General features: G+C 67.9%; 16 protein-coding genes and 1 tRNA gene. 7 read left to right on the forward strand and 10 right to left on the reverse strand.

The window, feature by feature from the left end; all coding sequences use genetic code 11:
• Positions 1 to 20: 20 nt before the first annotated feature.
• From KB879_RS24180 to gloB, 9 genes are all read right to left on the reverse strand, one after another.
• Positions 21 to 446 (reverse strand): thioesterase family protein, encoded by a 426-nt coding sequence (locus KB879_RS24180; protein WP_013957295.1) that lies wholly within the window; start codon positions 444 to 446, stop codon positions 21 to 23.
• Entirely contained in the window at positions 443 to 2131 is a 1689-nt protein-coding gene (locus tag KB879_RS24185) for an AMP-binding protein (protein WP_211979911.1), read from the reverse strand. The genes KB879_RS24180 and KB879_RS24185 overlap by 4 nt, the downstream gene beginning before the upstream one ends.
• A gap of 59 nt (positions 2132 to 2190) precedes the next feature.
• Positions 2191 to 3360 carry an acyl-CoA dehydrogenase family protein gene (locus tag KB879_RS24190; protein ID WP_013957297.1) on the reverse strand — a complete coding sequence of 390 codons (1170 nt, stop codon included), beginning with the start codon at positions 3358 to 3360 and terminating at the stop codon, positions 2191 to 2193.
• Positions 3361 to 3366: 6 nt separating this feature from the next.
• Entirely contained in the window at positions 3367 to 4218 is an 852-nt protein-coding gene (locus tag KB879_RS24195) for an enoyl-CoA hydratase family protein (RefSeq protein ID WP_013957298.1), read from the reverse strand.
• Between the two features lie 35 nt (positions 4219 to 4253).
• Positions 4254 to 5057 (reverse strand): SDR family NAD(P)-dependent oxidoreductase, encoded by an 804-nt coding sequence (locus KB879_RS24200; protein WP_013957299.1) that lies wholly within the window; start codon positions 5055 to 5057, stop codon positions 4254 to 4256.
• A complete protein-coding gene (locus tag KB879_RS24205; protein WP_153954719.1) occupies positions 5054 to 7408 on the reverse strand; it encodes a bifunctional salicylyl-CoA 5-hydroxylase/oxidoreductase in 2355 nt (784 codons plus the stop codon). Before KB879_RS24205 ends, KB879_RS24200 begins: the two co-directional genes overlap by 4 nt.
• A 171-nt stretch (positions 7409 to 7579) precedes the next feature.
• Entirely contained in the window at positions 7580 to 9472 is a 1893-nt protein-coding gene (locus KB879_RS24210; RefSeq protein WP_041228002.1) for a propionate--CoA ligase, read from the reverse strand.
• A 184-nt stretch (positions 9473 to 9656) separates the two neighbouring features.
• Positions 9657 to 11339 carry a transglycosylase SLT domain-containing protein gene (locus KB879_RS24215; protein WP_013957302.1) on the reverse strand — a complete coding sequence of 561 codons (1683 nt, stop codon included), beginning with the start codon at positions 11337 to 11339 and terminating at the stop codon, positions 9657 to 9659.
• Between the two features lie 142 nt (positions 11340 to 11481).
• Positions 11482 to 12282 carry a hydroxyacylglutathione hydrolase gene (gene gloB / locus KB879_RS24220; RefSeq protein WP_211979912.1) on the reverse strand — a complete coding sequence of 267 codons (801 nt, stop codon included), beginning with the start codon at positions 12280 to 12282 and terminating at the stop codon, positions 11482 to 11484.
• A gap of 12 nt (positions 12283 to 12294) precedes the next feature.
• Between gloB and KB879_RS24225 the strand changes: the two genes are divergently transcribed.
• The 6 genes from KB879_RS24225 (at position 12295) to KB879_RS24250 (ending at position 16182) form a co-directional block, all read left to right on the forward strand.
• Entirely contained in the window at positions 12295 to 13095 is an 801-nt protein-coding gene (locus KB879_RS24225) for a methyltransferase domain-containing protein (protein ID WP_211979913.1), read from the forward strand.
• A 71-nt stretch (positions 13096 to 13166) separates the two neighbouring features.
• Entirely contained in the window at positions 13167 to 13604 is a 438-nt protein-coding gene (gene rnhA, locus KB879_RS24230) for a ribonuclease HI (protein WP_013957305.1), read from the forward strand.
• 49 nt (positions 13605 to 13653) lie between these two features.
• Positions 13654 to 14394: a DNA polymerase III subunit epsilon gene (dnaQ, locus tag KB879_RS24235; protein WP_211979914.1), complete on the forward strand. Its 741-nt coding sequence runs from the start codon at positions 13654 to 13656 to the stop codon at positions 14392 to 14394.
• Between the two features lie 90 nt (positions 14395 to 14484).
• Positions 14485 to 14559: transfer RNA gene (locus tag KB879_RS24240), tRNA-Val, on the forward strand.
• Positions 14560 to 14831: 272 nt separating this feature from the next.
• A complete protein-coding gene (locus KB879_RS24245; protein WP_211979915.1) occupies positions 14832 to 15536 on the forward strand; it encodes a hypothetical protein in 705 nt (234 codons plus the stop codon).
• A 1-nt stretch (position 15537) separates the two neighbouring features.
• Positions 15538 to 16182, forward strand: coding sequence for a hypothetical protein (locus KB879_RS24250; protein WP_211979916.1), 645 nt, complete (start codon positions 15538 to 15540; stop codon positions 16180 to 16182).
• A gap of 720 nt (positions 16183 to 16902) precedes the next feature.
• Here KB879_RS24250 and KB879_RS24255 read toward each other — a convergent pair.
• Positions 16903 to 17508: a cysteine hydrolase family protein gene (locus KB879_RS24255; protein ID WP_211979917.1), complete on the reverse strand. Its 606-nt coding sequence runs from the start codon at positions 17506 to 17508 to the stop codon at positions 16903 to 16905.
• Positions 17509 to 17818: 310 nt separating this feature from the next.
• On the opposite strand from KB879_RS24255, the gene KB879_RS24260 reads away from it, so the two are divergent.
• Positions 17819 to 19816, forward strand: a complete 1998-nt coding sequence (locus KB879_RS24260; RefSeq protein WP_249221183.1) for a diguanylate cyclase domain-containing protein — start codon at positions 17819 to 17821, stop codon at positions 19814 to 19816.
• Positions 19817 to 19852 lie beyond the last annotated feature (36 nt).

A 19852-nucleotide genomic window follows, 5' to 3' on the forward strand; every position in this document is an offset into this window, starting at 1 on the left:
AGTGGATGGAATTCCGGGATTCAAGCCGTCGCGACCAGGTAGGACGACATGGCCTCGCGCACGGCATCGGGCAACGGCTGCGGAGCAATCGAGCCGGTATCGACGCAGACCAGCCGCTGCGTCACTTCCATGCGGGTATCGTCATGCGGGCCGGCGAAGCGGATCGCGAGGGTAAAGCTGGACTGACCCAGCTTCAGCACGCGCAGCTCCCGTGTCAGCACCTCGCCCAGCCGGCTCGGCGCCAGGAAGCGGCACTCCAGCTCGGCGGTCGGCACGCCCGCGTGGCCCTCGCCATGCATGGCATCGAAGGGCCAGCCCAACGCCTCGCTAAACCAGTCTTCGATCAGATCGTTGAGCATCTCGAAATAGCGCGGGTAGAACACGATGCCCGCGGCGTCGCAGTGCTTGAAGCGCACCAGGACGGTGCTGCGGAACACGGGGCTCATGGCTTCCCCGCCTGGTTAGTGCCGCCATTGCCACCGCCATTGCCCTGCTCCGCCATCTGCCGCAGCCGGAAGCGCTGCAGCTTGCCGGTCTCGGTGCGCGGCAGCGCCGGCACGAACACAATGCGGCGCGGATACTTGTAGGGTGCGATCTGGCGCTTCACGTAGTCCTGCAGCGCGGTGCGGGTAGCGTCGTCCGCCGCCACGCCCTCGCGCAGCACCACATAGGCCATCACCACCTGGCCGCGCCCGTCGTCGGGCGCACCGACCACACCGCATTCGGCCACTGCCTCGTGCTGCATGAGTGCGCTTTCCACCTCCGGCCCGGCGATGTTGTAGCCGGCCGAGATGATCATGTCGTCCGAACGCGCCTGGTAGAAGTAGTAGCCGTCCTCGTCGACGAAGAAGGTATCGCCCGGCAGGTTCCAGCCCGCCTTCACATAGTTGGACTGGCGCGGATCGTCCAGGTAGCGGCAGCCGGTCGGCCCCTGCACCGCCAGCTTGCCGACCTGTCCCGGCGGCAGGGGCTGCATGTTCTCGTCGACGATCTGCGCGACATAGCCCGGCACCACCCGCCCGATCGCGCCCGGCCTGACCTCGGCGCCGGCGCTGGAGATAAAGATATGCATCATCTCCGTGCCGCCGATGCCGTCGGTCATCTCGATGCCGGTGGCCGCCTTCCAGCTCTGGCGCGTGGCGTCCGGCAGGGCTTCGCCGGCCGACACGCTCTTCTTCAGGCTGGACAGGTCATAGCGCGGCGCCAGCGTTGCCATCTGCCGGTAGAAGGTGGGCGCGGTAAAGACGATGGTGGCGCGGAAATCCTGGATCAACCCGAGCAGCGTCTCTGGCGTCAGCTTCTCGGCCAGCACGGCGCTGGCGCCGATGCGCAGCGGGAAACACAGCATGCCGCCCAGCCCGAAGGTGAACGCGATCGGCGGCGTGCCGCAGAACACGTCGTCGGGCTGCGGGCACAGCACGTGGCGCGGGAACAGGTCGCACATGGCCAGCACGTCGCGATGGAAGTGCATGGTGCCCTTGGGCTGGCCGGTGGTGCCGCTGGTAAAGGCGATCAGGCAGACATCGTCGCTGGCGGTGTCGCAGGCCGCGAAGGCATCCGGCTTGCCCGCCAGCGCCGCCTCCAGCGAACCCTCGCCTTCACCGTTGAAGTACAGCGTGCGCGCCAGGCTCGGGCAGTGGAATTCGCCGCCCTCCTGCTGGTTGGCTTCGAGCTCCTCGCGCAGCCGCGCATCGCACAGCGCGGCGCCGACCTGGGCCTTGTCGATGATCTGCTTCAGCTCCTTGGCGCGCAGCAGCGGCATGGTCGGCACCGCGACCAGGCCAGCCTTGAGCGTGGCCAGCCAGCTGGCGGCCATCATCAGGTTGTTGGGTCCGCGCAGCAGCACGCGGCTGCCGGGCACCAGTTGCATGTCCTCGACCAGCACATGGGCGATGCGGTTCACCAGCGCCGCCAGCTGCGCATACGTGACCGTCTCTATCTGTCCGTCGCGGCGATGGCGGATGGCGATGCGCTCGCCGCGGCCTTCGCGCACGTGGCGGTCTAGCAGCTCCACCGCGGCATTCATCCGCTCCGGGTAGTCGGTATCGGCATTGAAGCGGAACACCGGCCACATTTCGGGCGGCGGCAGGCGGTCGCGCGCGAAGGTATCGAGGTGGGCTGTGGTCGCCATGGCTTGTCTCCTGTCTGCTCTGTATCGGTACGGCAGTTCGTGGGTAGCTCGCGGGCGCGTCAGGCTTTGCGCCCGGCCAGCGTCTCGCGTGCAATGATCAGCTTCTGCACTTCGGTGGCGCCTTCATAGATACGCAGCGAGCGGATCTCGCGGTACAGGCTTTCCACCCGCGTGCCGACCTTGACGCCCAGGCCGCCGAACATCTGCACCGCACGGTCGATCACCTGCTGCGCGTTCTCGGTCGCCACCATCTTGGCCATGGCCGCCTCGCGCGTGGTGCGCTGGCCCTTGACATCGCGCAGCCAGGCCGCGCGGTAGGTCAGCAGCGCCGCGGCATCGATCGCGGTGGCCATGTCGCCGATGGCGGCCTGGGTCAGCTGCAGGTCGGCCAGCACGCCGCCGAACATCGGACGCGCGCAGGCGCGCGCCAGTGCATCGTCCAGCGCGGCGCGGCCAAAGCCCAGCGCCGCCGCCGCAACCGAGGCACGGAAGATGTCGAGCGTCATCATCGCCACCTTGAAGCCCTGCCCCGCTTCGCCCAGCCGGTTGCCCACGGGCACGCGGCAGTTGTCGAAACGCAGCGTGGCGAGCGGGTGCGGCGCCATCACGTCGATGCGCTCGGCGATGGTCAGGCCTGGCGTATCCGCATCCACCACGAAGGCGGAGATGCCGCGCGCGCCCGGCGCCTCGCCGGTGCGCACGAACACGCAGTAGAAGTCGGCAATGCCGCCGTTGGAAATCCAGGTCTTGGCGCCGTCGATCACATAGTGGCTGCCGTCGTCCGACAGCCGTGCGCTGCACTGCATGGCGGCCACATCGGAACCGGCCTCCGGCTCGGACAGTGCAAACGCGGCAATCGCCTCGCCGCGGGCCACGCGCGGCAGGTAATGCGCGCGCAGCGCAGCGCTGCCGGCCAGCGAGATCGCGCCCGAGCCCAGCCCCTGCATGGCAAAGGCAAAATCGGCCAGGCCGTCATGGCGCGCCAGGGTTTCGCGCAGCAGGCACAGCGAGCGTGAATCCAGCGCCGGCAGCGCGCCGCCGTGCGCGGCCGGCACGCAATAGCGCAGCCAGCCGGCCTCGCCCAGCTGGCGCACCAGCGCGCGGCAGGCGGCGTCGGTATCGCTGTGGTCGACATGGAGGTGTTGCGCGCACCAGGCGTCCAGTTCGCGCTCCAGTGTGCGGTGCGCGTCGTCGAACAGCGGCAGGTCGAGATAGGTCTTGTCGGACATGGCGCTTCAGTCCCCTTCGAACACCGGCTTGGTCTTGGCGACGAAGGCCTCGTAGGCGCGGCGGAAGTCGCGCGTCTGCATGCAGATGGCCTGGGCTTCGGCCTCGGCCTCGATGGCCTCGTCGAGCCCCATGTTCCATTCCTGGTGCAGCAGCTTCTTGGTCACGCCGTGGGCAAAGGTCGGGCCAGCGGCCAGTTGCGCGGCCAGCGCATGGGCCTGGGCCAGCACCGCTTCGGACGGATGCAGCGCATTGAAGAAGCCCCACTGCAGGCCCTCTTCCGCGCTCATCGAGCGGCCGGTGTAGAGCAGTTCGCTGGCACGCCCCTGCCCGATCACGCGCGGCAGCAGCGTGCACGCGCCCATGTCGGCGCCGGCCAGGCCGACGCGCGTGAACAGGAACGCGGTCTTGGCCTGCGCCGTGCCCAGGCGCATGTCGGAAGCCAGCGCCATCATCGCGCCGGCGCCGGCGCAGATGCCGTCGACCGCGCTGACTACCGGCTGCGGGCAGGCGCGCATGGCCTTGACCAGGTCGCCGGTCATGCGCGTGAAGTCGAGCAGCTCAGGCATGGTCATGCGCGTGAGAGGCCCGATGATCTCGTGCACGTCGCCGCCCGAGCAGTAGTTGCCGCCGGCGCCCGTCACCACCACCGCCTTGATGTCGCTGGCATAGCACAGGCCGCGGAACAGGTCGCGCAGCTCGGCATAGGAATCGAAAGTCAGCGGGTTCTTGCGCTCCGGCCGGTTCAGCGTCACGGTGCCGACCTTGCCGTCGCCGGACACCGACCACAGGAAGTGCTTCGGCTGGTAGCCGGCAAAGCTGCGCTTGTGGTGGCGCATGTCGAGTGCGATCTCTGTCATGGGTTTCTCTCGTTGTCTGTTGCAGTCGGTGAGGTTCAGCCCGCCATCACTTCGCCGCCGGCGACGGGGATCGCCTGGCCGGTGATCGCGGCCGCGGATGGCTGGCACAGCCAGGCCACCGCGTCGGCCACTTCCTCGGGCTGCACCAGCCGCCGTTGCGGATTGCGTGCGGCCAGCTCGGCGCGCGCCTGTTCCTCGGTACGGCCGGTCTTGCCGACGATATTGGCCACCGCGTCGCGCACGATGTCGGTTTCGGTATAGCCCGGGCAGACCGCATTGACGGTCACGCCCTTGGCCGCGGTTTCCAGCGCCAGCGCGCGCGTCAGGCCGATCACCCCATGCTTGGCCGCGCAATAGGCGCTGACATAGCCGTAGCCGATCAGGCCGGCCGTGCTCGCCACATTGACGATGCGGCCCCAGCCCGCATCGAGCATCGCCGGCAGCGCCGCCTGCGTGCACAGGAAGGTGCCGGTCAGGTTCACATCCAGCATGCGCTGCCACAGCCCGGCATCGGTCTTCAGGAACGGTGCGCTGTGCGCCTGGCCGGCATTGTTGACCAGCATCGACACCGGGCCGGCCTGCTCGGCGGCGGCGGCAAAGGCGCGCGCCACGCTGCCGGCATCGGCGATATCGGCCGTGACAAGGGAGACCACGGCGCCTGCGGGAGCAAGCTTACGCAGCGCTTGCACGGTCGCCTGCAACGCGCCGGCATCGCGGCCCAGCAGCGTCACGCTGGCGCCGTCGGCCAGCAGCCGGCGCGCGATGGCCGCGCCGATGCCGCGCCCGCCGCCGGTGACCAGTGCGTGGCGCCCTGACAGTGAACCCGTGCTGCGCGTCATCCCTGCTTCTCCTGCGCCGCGGCGCGTTCCAGGTTGGTTTCCAGTTGCCGCTTGCCGGCCTGGTACTGCTTGGGCCAGGCGATATCGCGATAGCCGATGCGCGCCGCTTCCTGCAGCGTCCAGGCCGGGTTGGCCAGGTGCGGCCGCGCGATCGCGCACAGGTCGGCACGGCCCGCGGCGATGATCGAGTCGACGTGGTCGGCCTCGAAGATCGCGCCCACGGCAATGGTGGCGATGCCGGCCTCGTTGCGGATGCGGTCGGCAAACGGGGTCTGGTACATGCGGCCGTAGACCGGCGCCTGGTCCGGGCTGACCTGGCCCGACGAGCAGTCGATCATGTCGGCGCCGGCGGCCTTGAAGGCGCGTGCGATCTCGATCGCGTCGTCGGGGGTGATGCCGCCTTCGACCCAGTCGTGCGCCGAGATGCGCACCGACATCGGCTTGTGTTCCGGCCACACCGCACGCACCGCGGCAAACACCTCGAGCGGGTAGCGCAGCCGCGCGGCCAGCGAACCGCCGTATTCATCTTCCCGCGTATTGGTCAGCGGCGAGATAAAGCTCGACAGCAGGTAGCCGTGCGCGCAGTGCAGCTCCAGCCAGTCGAAGCCGGCCTCGGCGGCGCGGCGCGCGCTGGCGACGAAGTCATCGCGCACACGCTCCATGTCTGCGCGCGTCATCTCGCGCGGGGTCTGCGACTCGCCCGGCAGGTAAGGCAGCGGCGAGGCCGAGATCACCGGCCAGTTGCCTTCCGGCAGCGGATGGTCCATTGCCTCCCAGCCGAGCTGCGTCGAGCCCTTGCGGCCCGAGTGGCCGATCTGCATGGCGATGCGGGCATCGCTGTTAGCATGCACGAAGTCGACGATGCGGCGCCAGGCGTCGCGCTGTGCGTCGTTCCACAAACCCGGGCATCCCGGCGTGATGCGCGCATCGGGCGACACGCAGGTCATCTCCGCCACCACCATGCCGGCGCCGCCCAGCGCGCGCGAACCCAGGTGGACCAGGTGGAAGTCGCCGGGCACGCCGTCGGTGCACGAATACATCGCCATCGGCGACACCACCACGCGGTTCTTCAGCGTGACGCCGCGCATGCGGAACGGCGTGAACATCGGCGGCAGCGGCAGGTGCTCGCGCAGTTGCAGGCTCTCCGGTTGCACGCCGGCCTGCCGCGCCAGCCAGTGCTCGAACTGCGCCACGTAGTCCGCATCGCGCACGCGCAGGTTCTCATGCGAGATGCGCTGCGAGCGCGTCAGCAGGGAATAGGCGAACTGCTCCGGCGGCAGGCTGCCCGCGTAGCGCTCGACGTTCTCGAACCATTCGGTCGAGTTGCGCGCCGCGTTCTGGATCTTCAGCACTTCCACGCCGCGCGTGGCTTCGTAGCGCGACAGTGCATCGGGCAGGCCGTCATGACCCCTGCCACGGATCTCTTCGGCGAGGTCAATGGCATCTTCCAACGCCAGCTTGGTGCCCGAACCGATCGAGAAATGCGCGGTGTGCGCGGCATCGCCCATCAGCACCACCGGCACGCGGCGGCCGTCGGGCAAGGTGTTCCAATGCACCCATTGGCGGCAGATCACGCGGGGGAAGCGGATCCAGATCGCCGAGCCGCGCAGGTGCGCCGCATTGGTGATCAGCTTGTTGCCGTCGAGGTAGCGCGCGAACAGGCGCTCGCAGTAGGCCACGCCCTCTTCCTGGCTCATCTGCTCGATGCCCGCCGCACGCCAGACTGACTCCGGGGCCTCGACAATAAAGGTCGAGGTGGTGTCGTCAAAGCGGTAGGCGTGCGCCTGGAACCAGCCGTGCTCGGTCTTCTCGAAGGCAAAGGTGAAGGCGTCGAACAGCTTGTGCGTGCCCATCCAGACAAAGCGGCACTGGCGCGTGTCGATGTCAGGCTGGAACGTGTCGGCGTAGCGGGTGCGGATGCGGCTGTTCAGGCCGTCCGAGGCGATCACCAGGTCGGCCTGGTATTGCATCGCCAGCGCCTGGTCGTCGGACACGTCGGTCTCGAACACCAGCTTCACGCCCAGCGCCTCGCAGCGCGCCTGCAGGATATTGAGCAGGCGCTTGCGGCCGATGCCGATAAAGCCATGGCCGCCGGAGCGGATGGTGCGCCCGCCGATATGGATGTCGATATCGTCCCAGTGATTGAAGGCCGCGTTGATCTCGGCGGCGCTGACCGGGTCGGCTTCCTTCAGGTTGTCCATGGTGGCGTCAGAGAACACCACGCCCCAGCCGAAGGTGTCGTAGGGCCGGTTGCGCTCGACCACGATGACCTCGTTGGCCGGATCCTGCAGCTTCATCAGCAGGCCGAAGTACAGGCCCGCCGGGCCACCACCAATACAAAGCACTCGCATCTGTCGCCTCCTGCCGGCTGCGCCGGGCACCTTTGCCAGGATCACACCGCCATCTAGATGATGTCTAAATATTTTATGCTTCAAATATTAGACTGCATCACGGCCGATGGCAAGGGTGGGATGCGGAGTGCCCCGCAAGGCACCCACAGCGCCACGCCCTCAACCCGCCGTCTAGCCTTTCAGCGCTGCCTGCAACTGTTCCAGCGCACCCGGGTCCTCGATCGTGGTCAGGTCGCCCGGGTCGCGCCCTTCGGCCACTGCCTGCATGGCGCGCCGCAGCAACTTGCCGGAGCGGGTCTTGGGCAGCGCATTGACAAAGAATACGCGCGCCGGCCGCGCCACGGCACCCAGTTGCTGCTCCACCGTCTTCATCAACTCGCCTTCCAATGCCAGCCGCGCTTCGGCCGTGGCCGTGCGCGCCGGATCGCGGGCGATGCAGAATGCCATCGCCACCTGCCCCTTGAGCGCGTCCTGCACGCCCACCACCGCCACCTCGGCCACGGCGGAGTTGGACGACAGGCTTTCCTCGATCTCGCGGGTGCCCAGCCGGTGGCCGGCCACGTTGATCACGTCATCGGTGCGGCCCAGGATAAAGACGTAGCCGTCGGCGTCGCGCACGCCCCAGTCGAAGGTGGAATAGCACAGCCGGTTCGGCACCGCCTGCCAGTAAGTGCGCACGAAGCGGTCGTCATCGCCCCACACGGTGCTCATGCATCCGGGCGGCAACGGGCCATCGATGGCGACCACACCCTTCTGGTTAGGCGGGCATTCCGCGCCGGTGTTCTCGTCGACGATTTTCAGGTCATAGCCATAGGCCGGCACGCCGGGCGAGCCCAGCTTAGGCGGCAGCGCCTCGATGCCGCGCTGGATCGCGAGGATCGGCCAGCCGGATTCGGTCTGCCAGTAGTTGTCGACCACCGGCTTGCCCAGGCCGTCCTGGATCCAGCGCGCGGTGGGCTCGTCCAGCGGCTCGCCGGCCAGGAACAGCAGGCGCAGGCTGGACAGGTCGTAGCGGGTCAGCCAGGCCGGGTCCTGCTTCTTCAGCACGCGGATCGCGGTCGGCGCGCTGAACATCAGGTTGACCTTGTATTGCTCCACCAGCCGCCACAGGATGCCGCCGTCCGGGCGGATCGGCGTGCCTTCATACATCAGCGTGGCCATGCCGGCCAACAGCGGGCCATAGACGATATAGCTGTGCCCCACCACCCAGCCGATGTCCGATGCGGTGAACATGGTGTCGCCGGGCTTGCCGCAGAAGATGTACTCCATCGACGTGGCCAGCGCCACCGCGTAGCCGCCGGTATCGCGCTGCACGCCCTTGGGCTTGCCAGTGGTGCCGGAGGTGTAGAGCACGTACGACGGCTCGCTCGATTCCAGCCACACGCACGGCACCTGCACGCCGGCCACGCGCTCGCGCCAGGCGGCATAGTCCTCGTCGCGGCCCTCGGTACGGGGCATTTGCGCCAGTTGCCGGTCCACCAGCAGCACCTTCCCGGGCTGGTGCGACGAGAGTCGGATGGCCTCGTCCAGCAGCGGCTTGTAGGGCACCACCTTGCCGGCGCGCGAGCCGGCGTCGGCGCTGACCACCACGCGCGGCCGGGCATCCTCGATGCGCGCGGCCAGGCTGACCGAGGCAAAGCCGCCGAACACCACCGAATGGATCGCGCCGATGCGCGCGCACGCCAGCATGGCAAAGGCGGCTTCCGGGATCATCGGCATGTAGATCAGCACGCGGTCGCCCTTCTGCACGCCCAGGCCCTGCAGGGTCGCAGCCATGCGGCTGACCTCGTCGTGCAGCTCGGCGTAGGTATAGGTGCGGGCCTGGTCGGTCTCGGTCGAGACCCAGTGCAGCGCCGGCTGGCTGGCGCGGGCCGCCAGGTGGCGGTCGACCGCGTTGTGGCACAGGTTGGTGCGCCCGCCGACGAACCAGCGCGTAAAGGGCGCGCGGCTGTTGTCGAGCACCTGGACGAACGGGGTTTCCCAGTCGATGCGCGCCGCCTGTTCAGCCCAGAACCCCTCGGGGTCGGCCAGCGAACGGGCATGCACGGCATGGCTTGCCGTCATGTCTGTCTCCTCCGCGTCTGCGGTCATTGTGATGATGACCGTAGTTTGCCACCGGCGCGGGTGCGCGTGGACACAGATTCGGAGAGGGGTGGGCGCCGGGGCCTGGCACATGAAAAAAAAGGGGCGTGCCGACGGCATCGCCCCTTCTTGCGCCGTGCGCCGGACCAGCCGGCGCCCGCATTTGTCAGCGAGCCTTGGCCCCCTTGGTGCCGGCCTTGGCCGACGCCTTGACGGTCGGCCCCGGCTTGGACTCGCGCGCCGCGCGCGCCGGCGCCGCCTTGGCTGCCGTGTGCCGCGACGAGGCCTCGACGGTGATGCGCTTGCGCGGCTCCGCCTTGCCCTTGGCCGAGGTCCGCACGATGCCGCCCTTGCTGCTTCGCTCGGCGCGCTCGGAATGCTCCGCGCGCTCGGCACGGTCAGCCTGTTCGGCCCGCGCCGCCCGCACCGCGCCGGCGCCGCGCACCGGCACCATCAGCACCAGGCTCTGCCCGGCGACCAGCTTGGTGCCGGAGAGCTTGTTCCACGACTGCACCTGTCCCGCCGAGACGCCATAGCGCCGCGCCACCGAGGCCACGGTGTCCCGCCGGCTGGCACGCACCACCACGCGGCGCGCATCCGGCAAATCAGGCTCCATCGCCAGCATGGCGCTGTCGGCCAGGGTCGCGCTGATATCCTGGTCGTGGCGGCCCGAGCGCGGAATCATCACGGTCGAGCCTGCCTTCAGGCGCATGCCCTTCGGGATGCTGTTGATCTCGCGCAGCGTATCGGCGTCGACATTCAGCCGTGCCGCCAGCGCTTCGATGCGCTCGCGGCTGTCCACCGTCACCGCCGACCAGCTCGACAACCCGCCGCGGTAGGTGTTCAGGTTGTACTGGAAGCGCTCGGCGTTATCGAACGGCAGCAGGATCTGCGGGTTGGACGCGCCCAGGATCACCGGCCGATTGAACGACGGGTTGAGCGCCTTGAACTCCTCCACCGACATGTCCGCCAGCTTTGCCGCCAGGTTCACGTCAATATCGCGCGAGGTGGTCACCGTGACAAAGTACGGATGGTCCGGGATCTCGGGCAGCTTGACGTTATACGCGGCCGGGTTGGCGATGATGTTCTTGACCGCCTGCAGCTTCGGCACGTAGTAGCGCGTCTCATTCGGCATGGGCAGGCTGGCGTAGTCGGTCGGCAGCCCGCGCGCCTGGTTGCGCGCAATCGCGCGCGACACCGCGCCCTCGCCCCAGTTGTACGCCGCCAGCGCCAGGTGCCAGTCGCCGAACATGTCATAAAGCCGCGCCAGGTAGTCCAGCGCGGCATCAGTCGAGGCCAGCACGTCACGGCGCTCGTCGCGGAACATGTTCTGCTTCAGGTTGTACGACCTGCCGGTGCTCGGGATGAACTGCCACATGCCCGCTGCCTTGGCAGTGGACTGGGCCTGCGGATTGAACGCGCTCTCGACGAACGGCAGCAGCGCCAGCTCGGTCGGCATCTTGCGCCGTTCCAGCTCTTCTACGATGTGGTACAGGTAGCGGCTTGAGCGCCCGACCATCCGCTCCATGTATTCCGGCCGCTGCGCATACCACTGGGTGCGGTCATCGACCAGCGTACCCTCCAGGTCCTGCATGGCAAAGCCGCGCCGGATGCGGTCCCAGATGTCGTTGGACGGGCCGCGCAGCCAGTCCAGGCCACCTTGGTCGACATTGATCGTGGAAGCGGAAGAAAGCGCCGATTTGTCGCTGAGCGAATTGAGCGGGTCCTGGCGCTTGGCGGTCTGGGCGGTCGCGGCGCCATAGGCGCCATCAGGCGGCGTGGGGGTGCTGGCGCACGCTGCAAGCAGCGCGGCGCACGCGACCACCGCCAGTAATCGACCAATTTTCATTAAGTTCTCGAATCGCGACGCCAAAAGGATGCGTGATGCTAAAAAAAACCGCGTATCGCGTCAATCAGATTTTCCATATAGCCAATCTCCGACGGGCAGCCGGAAAGCCTTGCGGCGCAAGGCCCGGCAGGCCGGGCAGCGCTCAGCGGAAATTGTCCTTCCAGCCGCGCAGCGCACCGAACGCCTGCGCATCGCCCGTGGCGGCCCCGCCCTGCGCCGCCACTGCCGCCCGTACCGCCGGCTCGCGCGAGCGCAGGAAGGGATTGACCTCGCGCTCATGGGCGATGGTGGTCGGCAGCGTCGGCCGGTCCGCCGCGCGCAGCGCGTCAACCCGCTGCTCCCACGCCGCCAGCGCGGCATTGGCCGGCTCCACCGCCCGCGCAAAGCGCACATTGCTGCGCGTATATTCGTGCGCGCAATAGACGCGGGTATCACCCGGCAGCGCCGCCAGCTTGTCGAGCGAGTCCAGCATCTGCGCCGGCGTGCCTTCGAACAGACGCCCGCAGCCACTGGCGAACAGGGTATCGCCGCAGAAGACCGCCGGGCCGGCTTCGCCCAGGTCACCCACATAGGCGATATGGCCGGCGGTGTGCCCGGGCACGTCCAGCACGCGCAGCGTCAGCGCCGGCGTCTGCAGCGTCACGACATCGCCTTCGCGCAGAGCCTGGGTGCGCCCGCCGATGCGTTCGCCAGCCGGCCCCAGCACCGGCATCGGCGCGCCCGACGGCGTGCGCGGGTGCGCCGCCAGCAGCTCGGCCACCCCGCCCTGGTGATCGCCGTGGTGATGGGTGATTACAATAGCGCCCAGAGCCAGACCGTTTCGCGCCAGGAAGCGCTCCACCGGCGCGGCCTCGCCGGGATCGACCACGGCGGCGTGACGCCCGTCGTGGATGGCCCAGATATAGTTATCCTGGAACGCCGGGATCGGCTCAACCTTCAACATGCGCATGCTCCTATGTCCAATCGTCCCAATCATTCGATTGTAAGCTGGGAAGACTGGCTGGCCTCGCCGCCCGGTGAGTACATGCTGCGCTGGGAGGCGCAGCAGTACGACCGGACCGTGACCGACATCTTCGGCTACCACGCGGTTCAGATGGGCCTGCCCTATATTGACACCCTGCGCGAGAACCGGATGCCGTTCTCGGCGCTGGCGCTGGACCCTTCCAGCGGACCGCACGGGCCGCGTGCCGCACATCCCGACGCGCGCCAGCTGCTGTGCCGCTTCGACGAGCTGCCGTTCGACACCCAGAGCATCGACCTGGTCACCCTGCCCCACATCCTGGAATTCGCCGAAGACCCGCACGAAGTGCTGCGCGAGGTCTCGCGGGTGCTGATGCCCGAGGGGCGCGTGGTGGTCACCTGCTTCAACCCGATGAGCCTGTGGGGCGCGCGCCAGGGCATGAACCGGCTCGGCGCCACGCCCTTCCTGCCGACGGACGCGCAGCAGATCGGCTTTGTGCGCATCAAGGACTGGCTCAAGCTGCTCGGCTTCGATATCATCCGCGGCCGCTTTGGCTGCTACTGCCCGCCCTACCGCACCGACCGCTGGCTGCAGCGCGCCGCCTTCATGGAAAAGGCCGGCGACCGCTGGTGGCCGATCTTCGGCGCGGTCTATATGATCTCGGCGATCAAGCGCGTGCGCAATATCCGCCTGGTCGGCCCGGCCTGGAAGAGCAAGCCGGCACTGGCCCCGGTGTCATCGCCCGTGGCCACACCCACCGGCACGCACGGCAAGACCCCCGGCAAAGAGCGCTGACGCGGTCTAGCGCCCTTCTCCTGCCCCCTTCAATGCGCCACCCGCCCGGCGGGTGGCCACCATGGAATCACATGCAAGAAGTCACGATCTACTCCGACGGCGCCTGCAAGGGCAATCCCGGCCGCGGCGGCTGGGGCGCGGTGCTCATCGCCGGCACCAGCGAGAAAGAACTGTTCGGCGGCGAGCCCAACACCACCAACAACCGCATGGAAATGACCGCCGTGATCGAAGCGCTGCGCGCGCTCAAGCGGCCCTGCGTCGTGCGTGTCTATACCGACTCGCAGTATGTCCAGAAGGGCATCAGCGAATGGCTGCCCGGCTGGAAGGCCCGCGGCTGGAAGACCGCCGACAAGAAGCCGGTCAAGAACGCCGACCTGTGGCAGGAGCTGGACACCCTGGCGCAGCCGCACCAGATCTCCTGGCACTGGGTGCGCGGCCACAACGGCCACCCCGGCAACGAACGTGCCGACGCGCTGGCCAACCGCGGCGTCGAATCGATCGGCCGCTGATCCCTTTCGCTAACAAGAAACCGCGGAGCGCCCGCGCCGCTCCGCTAGAATGCCCGCCATGCGACAAATCGTTCTCGACACCGAAACCACCGGCCTGAGTGCCGCCACCGGCGACCGCCTGATCGAAATCGGCTGCGTCGAGCTGATGAACCGCCGCCTGACGGGGCGCCACCTGCACTTCTACGTCAACCCGGAACGCGATATCGACGAGGGCGCGATCGCCGTGCACGGCATCACGGTCGAGTTCCTGGCCGACAAGCCCCGCTTTGCAGAAGTCGTCAACGACATCCGCGAGTTCGTCCAGGATGCCGAGCTGATCATCCACAACGCGCCGTTCGACCTGGGTTTCCTCGACATGGAATTCCAGCTGCTGGGCCTGCCGCCGTTCCGCCAGCATGCCGGCAATGTGATCGATACCCTGCGCGAAGCCCGCCAGATGTTCCCCGGCAAGCGCAACTCGCTCGACGCCCTGTGCGACCGCCTGGGCATCAGCAACGCCCACCGCACGCTGCACGGCGCCCTGCTGGATGCCGAGCTGCTGGCCGAGGTCTACCTGGCCATGACGCGCGGCCAGGATTCGCTGGTGATCGACATGCACGACAGCACGGCGGGCGCAGGCGGCGCCATCGCCAGCGCCGACCTGTCGCGCCTGGCCCTGCCGGTGCTGCGCGCCACCGATGAAGAACAACAGGCCCACCTCGCCCTGCTCAAGGGGTTGGACAAGGCCAGCGGCGGCAAGACTGTGTGGCAGGAGGCCCCGGCGGAAGCACCCGGAAGCCTGGCTGCCTGACAAAAAAGTTCAAAAAGGGCTTTACAAGATACAGAGACCTCTGCATAATCTCATTTCTCTGCTGCACGACGGCAACGACGACGCAGACAGGGGTGGTTAGCTCAGCGGTAGAGCACTGCCTTCACACGGCAGGGGTCACAGGTTCAATCCCTGTACCACCCACCAGACAAATGGCGAGCAACTGCCTAAGTTGCCAGGAAACCCAGACAGCGCAAGCTCTCTGGGTTTTTTGTTGTCCGGCGTTTGCCCAGGTTTTCTACCCTCCCCGGAAAACCGTGGTTCACGACGCCAATCAAGGCAGGCTGGCCTGGCATATTTGCGCCTGGCGCGCATACTTGTCCACAGAACGACAGGCCTGGCAGGCACAGTCGCCCTCGCCCCCACCGGGCCATCCCTATCGCCCATCCGATCATCGACGCAGCTTTCGGGAGTCCGCCATGCCCGATTCACCCAGGACGACGATCCATGCCGGCGCGACCGTGCCACCGGAGGATGCGCAGACACGGGAGCCGGTGCTGGACGTGGTCGACCGCGTCTCCGAGATGTGCTTCGGCCTGTTCATGGCGCTCACTTTTGTCGGCGCGGTGTCGAGCGGCACGGGCGGCCCGGATGCCAGCCGCACCATGATGCATGCCGCGCTGGGCTGCAACCTGGCCTGGGGCATGGTGGACGCGGTCATGTTCCTGATCCGTACGCTGGCAAGCCGCGGCCAGCGGATCTCCCTGGCGCTTGCCGTCAGGAATGCTAGCGACCGGGCCACTGCGATCGGCCTGATTCGCGATGCGCTGCCTCGCGCAACGAAGTCGCTGGTCACCGACAAGGAACTGGAAGCCATGCGGGCACGGCTTGCCGCCGCCCCGGCGCTGCCGCCCCGCCCCCGCCTGAACATGGCCGACCTGCTGGGTGCCGTGCGCATCTTCTTTATCGTTGTGCTGACCACGTTTCCGGTCGCACTGCCGTTCGTACTGCTGGACAACGTCAGACTGGCGCTGCTGATCTCGCGCGGGCTAACCCTGGCCATGCTGTTCGTCGCCGGGTGGGCGCTGGGCCACTATGCCGGCTTTGGCGGCTGGGTCACTGGCGCAGCCATGACGGCGCTGGGCGTCGTCATGACCATCGCCATCATCGCGCTGGGCGGCTGAGATGCGAGGCGCGATCCTGCTGCTTGCCACCGCCCTTGGCGCGGGCGCGGTACAGGCACAGGAGCCGCCCCAGCCCGCGCCGGATGCCGCCGGGCAGGCGGCCGGCTCACCCTGGACCTTCTCGGCAACAGGCTACTGGAACATGCCGCGCCAGAGCGGCGACTACCTCTCCGGCATCTTCATCGCGGAAAGGAAGCAGCTTCACCTCGAGGCAAGAAGCAACTACGAGGCAGTCCATTCGCAGTCAGCCTTCATCGGCTGGACCTTCTCGGGCGGCGAAACCATCCAGTTCAAGGCGACACCCATCGTTGGCTTCGTGGGGGGCTCCACCCACGGCCTGATCGGCGGGATCGAGGCCAGCGTGGCAGTGAGCAAGTTCGACTACTACATCGAAGCCGAATACCTGGACGCGCGCGGCGAGGAACCGGGCTATCTCTACGCCTGGAGTGAACTTGGCTTCCGCCCGGTCGAATGGCTGAGGCTGGGCCTGGTCGCGCAACGCACCCGGATCTACGGGAGAGACCGCGAACTCCAGCGAGGCGGCTTTTTCCAGGTCACGGTGCGCAGGTTCACGGCGGGCTTCTACTGGTTCAACCCGGGCTCGACGGACCAGGTCGCGATCCTTTCGCTGGGCGTGAGCTTCTAGGCCACAGCCACGTCGCGACGCAACCTTTCCGTTGCCAGCGACAAGGCTTATCTCATTTCCGGCCACTCACCTGCCGGCTACCTTGACTGCTCCGACCTGCACCGGAGCACGCCTTGCCATCCGCCTGCCTCCCCACCGCGACCGAAACAGAACCCGCCCTGCCCTGGACCGGCCGCAACCCGGTCAGTGCCGGCTGGTTCGAGATGCGCCCGGCGCGCGTGCCGCGCGATGCGCGGCCGGTCTATGACGAAGACCTGGATTGCATCATCGGCTACCACCGCAGCTTTGCCTCGGTGGCGTCCACCTATGACCTGGCGGGCGCGGTCGTGGCGCTCGATGCATGCGTGGGTGCAGATGGCGCGGGGCGCGCACCGCTGCTGGTTGCCGGCACGCTGTGGCAGCCGCGTGTGCGCGGCATGACGCGCAGCGGCGCCGAGGGCGAAGGACTGGCAGCGCCCGCGACAACGCTGGCGCGGCTGCGCGGGCGCTTCATCGCACTGGCCCGGCAGCCGCTGCACTTCACGCTGGCCGCGCTGGCGGACACGAGCCGCGGTTCGTGCCGCTGCATATCCTGCGGCTGGCGATGCGCTGCGGCTCGCTGCGGCAGCGGACACGGCACGCTTTGTCGCGCCGATCACCCGGCGGGGCGTGCGGACCGCGCTGGAATTGACGCCGCGGCGACCATACCGTGCTGCGCGTGCGCACCTGGCCCATCGCTGCTTAGCCGTGCCAGGCCCCTGCGTCTGCAACGACCGTGGCAAAGCGGTCATTCAACGCGGCCAGCGTGCTGCGGTGAAGATCGGCCGCAGGTACCGCGGGGCCGCCGAGCGGGTCAGGCAGGTCGCGCGTGGCGCAGGCAGCGGCCACCACGGTGCTGCGATAACCGTGGTCGAGCGCCGAGCGCACCGTGGCGCTGACACACATATGCGTCTGGAAGCCGGCCACGATCAGCTCCTTGCGGCCGAGCCTGGCTAGCTCGTCGGCCAGGGTGGTGTCGGCGAAGCTGTTGGGCAAGCCCTTGGTGACGGTAATCTCACCGGCCTGCGGCCCCACCCCTTCGATGAAGGCGGCATACGGCCCGGTCGGATCGAACGCCTTGCTGCCCGGCCGCCCGTGATGCGCGACATGGATCACCGGCGTGCCGTGGCTGCGCGCCAGCGCCAGCAACTGCGCGCAGGCAGCCACGGCCGCGGGCATGCCGACCAGCGGCAGGCGGCCGTCGACGTATTCGCGTTGATGGTCGATCAGGATCAGGACGGCGGCATCCCAGGCGGAAGGGGTGCGGCTGGCGCCGGCCAGGTCAAGCAGCGTAGTCGGTGTAGTCATTGGCGTTTTGGGCTGGAAGGAATCAGGAACCGCGAGACGGGCCTGCCACATCGCGGGCCATCCCGCATGCTAATGCCAAGCCGGAATCCGTGCATGAGTGCGCGTGGCGATCTCGCCACCGGCCACGCCCTTCCCTGTAGCGCGGCAGGCACGTTACGCGTACAGCCGGGCACGCGGTTGCAAACAGTTGCGAATTTCATCTTGACATCTGCTAATCTTGATTTCACGTCCCGGACAGGAATCTCGGGTCGGCAACACGATGCGGCCGGGACGGGAATACGGGTCAGTGCGCACAAGAAATAAGTCAATCATGCAGCACTCTTTGAAGTACCGGATGGCGTTCGCCACGGCGGGTGTGGTGACGCTGATCATCGTGCTGCGCGCGCTCTACGCGCAGTACTACGCCTACGACGGCCTGAAGACCCTGCAGCAGACGCAGCAGGACACGCTGGTCAAGATGGTGGCCGAGCAACTCGATGAAAAACTGCAGGGCCGGGCCGCCGTCCTGCGGCGCGTGGCGCGCCAGCTCTCCCCCATGCTTTCGGCAAAGCCGGCCGAGCTGCGCCGGGCCGTGGAAGGCCTGGTGGAAATGCCCGAGGCCTTCAACGCCGTCTTCCTGGCCGCGCCCGACGGGCACCTGGTGTTCAGCACCGCCGTGCCGGATGGCGTGCGCCTGCGCGTGGACGATCGCGATTACTTCCGCGATATCCAGCAGGGCCAGGCGTTCGCGGTGTCGGACCTGATCCAGGGCAAGCAGACCAATGCCCCCGGCGTGGTGCTGGCAGTGCCGCTGCACGGGCCGGGTGGCGAGTTGCGCGGCGTGCTTGGGGGCGTCCTGAACCTCGCGGACAGCAACTTCCTGCGCGAGCTTGCGCACAGCCGCGTGGGCACCACCGGCAGCTTCTGCCTGGTTTCCGCCGGCACCAATCCCCGCTATGCAATGCATCCGGACGTTGCCCGCGTGCTGAGCCCCGCACGCGCGCTCGGCGAAGCCTGCGGCGCCGACCACGCCCCCGCCTTCCTGGAAATCCTGACGCCGACGCAGCCGATCGTGGCGCGCTACCTGCTGGCATCCAACGGCTGGGAGGTGGTGGCGGTCCTGCCGGCAGCCGAAGCCTACGCGCCGCTGGTCGCGGTGCGCCAACGGACCCTGGTCATCGGCGCCATCACCATGCTGCTTGCCGCCGCGATGATGTGGCTGGTCATGCGCCGGCTGCTTGAACCGCTGCAGCGGCTGCACCGCGCCGTGCGCCAGATCGGCACCAACCCGGCAGCGGTGGCGGACCTGCCCGCCGGCCGTGCCGACGAGATCGGCGAACTGGCCGTGACCTTCGCCGAGGTGGTGGCGCAGTTGTCGGAGCGCGAAGCCGCGCTGAAAGCGGCCAAGGACCGCGCCGCCGAAAGCGAGAAGCGCATCGAGGCGATCGCCAATCATGTGCCGGACTTTGTCTCGTTCATCGACATGCAGCAGCGCTATGTCTTCGTCAACCAGGCCTATGCGCAGCGGTATGGCGTGCCGGCGCAGCAGATCGTGGGGCTGTCGCTGCGCGAACTGTGGGGCACCCAGGAATACCTGGCCTGCCAGCCGTACCTGGAACAAGCCCGGGCCGGGCAGTCAGTTACCTTTACGCGGGAAAGCGCCGACGGCACCGAATGCATGGAGATCACCTACCAGCCGGCCTGGAACGATGCCCAGGACACCGTCATTGGCCTGCACATGTTCGGGCGCAACGTCACCCATGAGCGCGAAAAACTGCGCAGCCTGGAAGCGCAGACCATCTCCGACTACCTCACCGGCCTGCTCAACCGCAAGGGTTTCGACCGGCGCCTGGCCGAATGCATGGCCCGCGCCAGCGCCGACGGGCGCTCGCTGGCGCTGCTGCTGGTGGACCTGGACGACTTCAAGGGCGTCAACGACAGTTTTGGCCATCCGGTGGGCGACAAGTTGCTGGTCGCCTTTGCGCAGCGGCTGCGCGCCTGCGTGCGCAAGGGCGACGCGGTCGCGCGCATCGGCGGCGATGAGTTTGCTGTGATCCTGGACGGCGTTGCCGACCGCCAGGCCATGGCGTCCATCGCCAACACCGTCGTGCAGGACGCGCGCTTGCCCTTCGTGATCGACGGTCACACGCTGGCGGCCTCGGCCAGCGTCGGCTCGGCCATCCATGACGCGCGCCACACCATGACCGCGAGCGAGTTGTTCATGCACGCCGACATGGCGCTGTACGAGGCCAAGCGGCATGGCAAGGCGCGTTATGCGGTGCAGGCGGCGGCAGAGGCCCAATCGGAAACATCGGACTTGACCACGTAAGGCATTCAACCGTCGCCGGCAGCATCAACGCTTCGG

The sequence above is a fragment of the Cupriavidus sp. KK10 genome (assembly GCF_018223725.1).
Lineage (GTDB): Bacteria > Pseudomonadota > Gammaproteobacteria > Burkholderiales > Burkholderiaceae > Cupriavidus > Cupriavidus necator.

Bases quoted from the DNA above. Each gene is read 5' to 3' on its own strand.
- KB879_RS24180 (WP_013957295.1), bottom strand. From the start codon at position 446: ATGAGCCCCGTGTTCCGCAGCACCGTCCTGGTGCGCTTCAAGCACTGC.
- KB879_RS24185 (WP_211979911.1), bottom strand. From the start codon at position 2,131: ATGGCGACCACAGCCCACCTCGATACCTTCGCGCGCGACCGCCTGCCG.
- KB879_RS24190 (WP_013957297.1), bottom strand. From the start codon at position 3,360: ATGTCCGACAAGACCTATCTCGACCTGCCGCTGTTCGACGACGCGCAC.
- KB879_RS24195 (WP_013957298.1), bottom strand. From the start codon at position 4,218: ATGACAGAGATCGCACTCGACATGCGCCACCACAAGCGCAGCTTTGCC.
- KB879_RS24200 (WP_013957299.1), bottom strand. From the start codon at position 5,057: ATGACGCGCAGCACGGGTTCACTGTCAGGGCGCCACGCACTGGTCACC.
- KB879_RS24205 (WP_153954719.1), bottom strand. From the start codon at position 7,408: ATGCGAGTGCTTTGTATTGGTGGTGGCCCGGCGGGCCTGTACTTCGGC.
- KB879_RS24210 (WP_041228002.1), bottom strand. From the start codon at position 9,472: ATGACGGCAAGCCATGCCGTGCATGCCCGTTCGCTGGCCGACCCCGAG.
- KB879_RS24215 (WP_013957302.1), bottom strand. From the start codon at position 11,339: ATGAAAATTGGTCGATTACTGGCGGTGGTCGCGTGCGCCGCGCTGCTT.
- gloB (WP_211979912.1), bottom strand. From the start codon at position 12,282: ATGTTGAAGGTTGAGCCGATCCCGGCGTTCCAGGATAACTATATCTGG.
- KB879_RS24225 (WP_211979913.1), top strand. From the start codon at position 12,295: ATGTCCAATCGTCCCAATCATTCGATTGTAAGCTGGGAAGACTGGCTG.
- rnhA (WP_013957305.1), top strand. From the start codon at position 13,167: ATGCAAGAAGTCACGATCTACTCCGACGGCGCCTGCAAGGGCAATCCC.
- dnaQ (WP_211979914.1), top strand. From the start codon at position 13,654: ATGCCCGCCATGCGACAAATCGTTCTCGACACCGAAACCACCGGCCTG.
- KB879_RS24245 (WP_211979915.1), top strand. From the start codon at position 14,832: ATGCCCGATTCACCCAGGACGACGATCCATGCCGGCGCGACCGTGCCA.
- KB879_RS24250 (WP_211979916.1), top strand. From the start codon at position 15,538: ATGCGAGGCGCGATCCTGCTGCTTGCCACCGCCCTTGGCGCGGGCGCG.
- KB879_RS24255 (WP_211979917.1), bottom strand. From the start codon at position 17,508: ATGACTACACCGACTACGCTGCTTGACCTGGCCGGCGCCAGCCGCACC.
- KB879_RS24260 (WP_249221183.1), top strand. From the start codon at position 17,819: ATGCAGCACTCTTTGAAGTACCGGATGGCGTTCGCCACGGCGGGTGTG.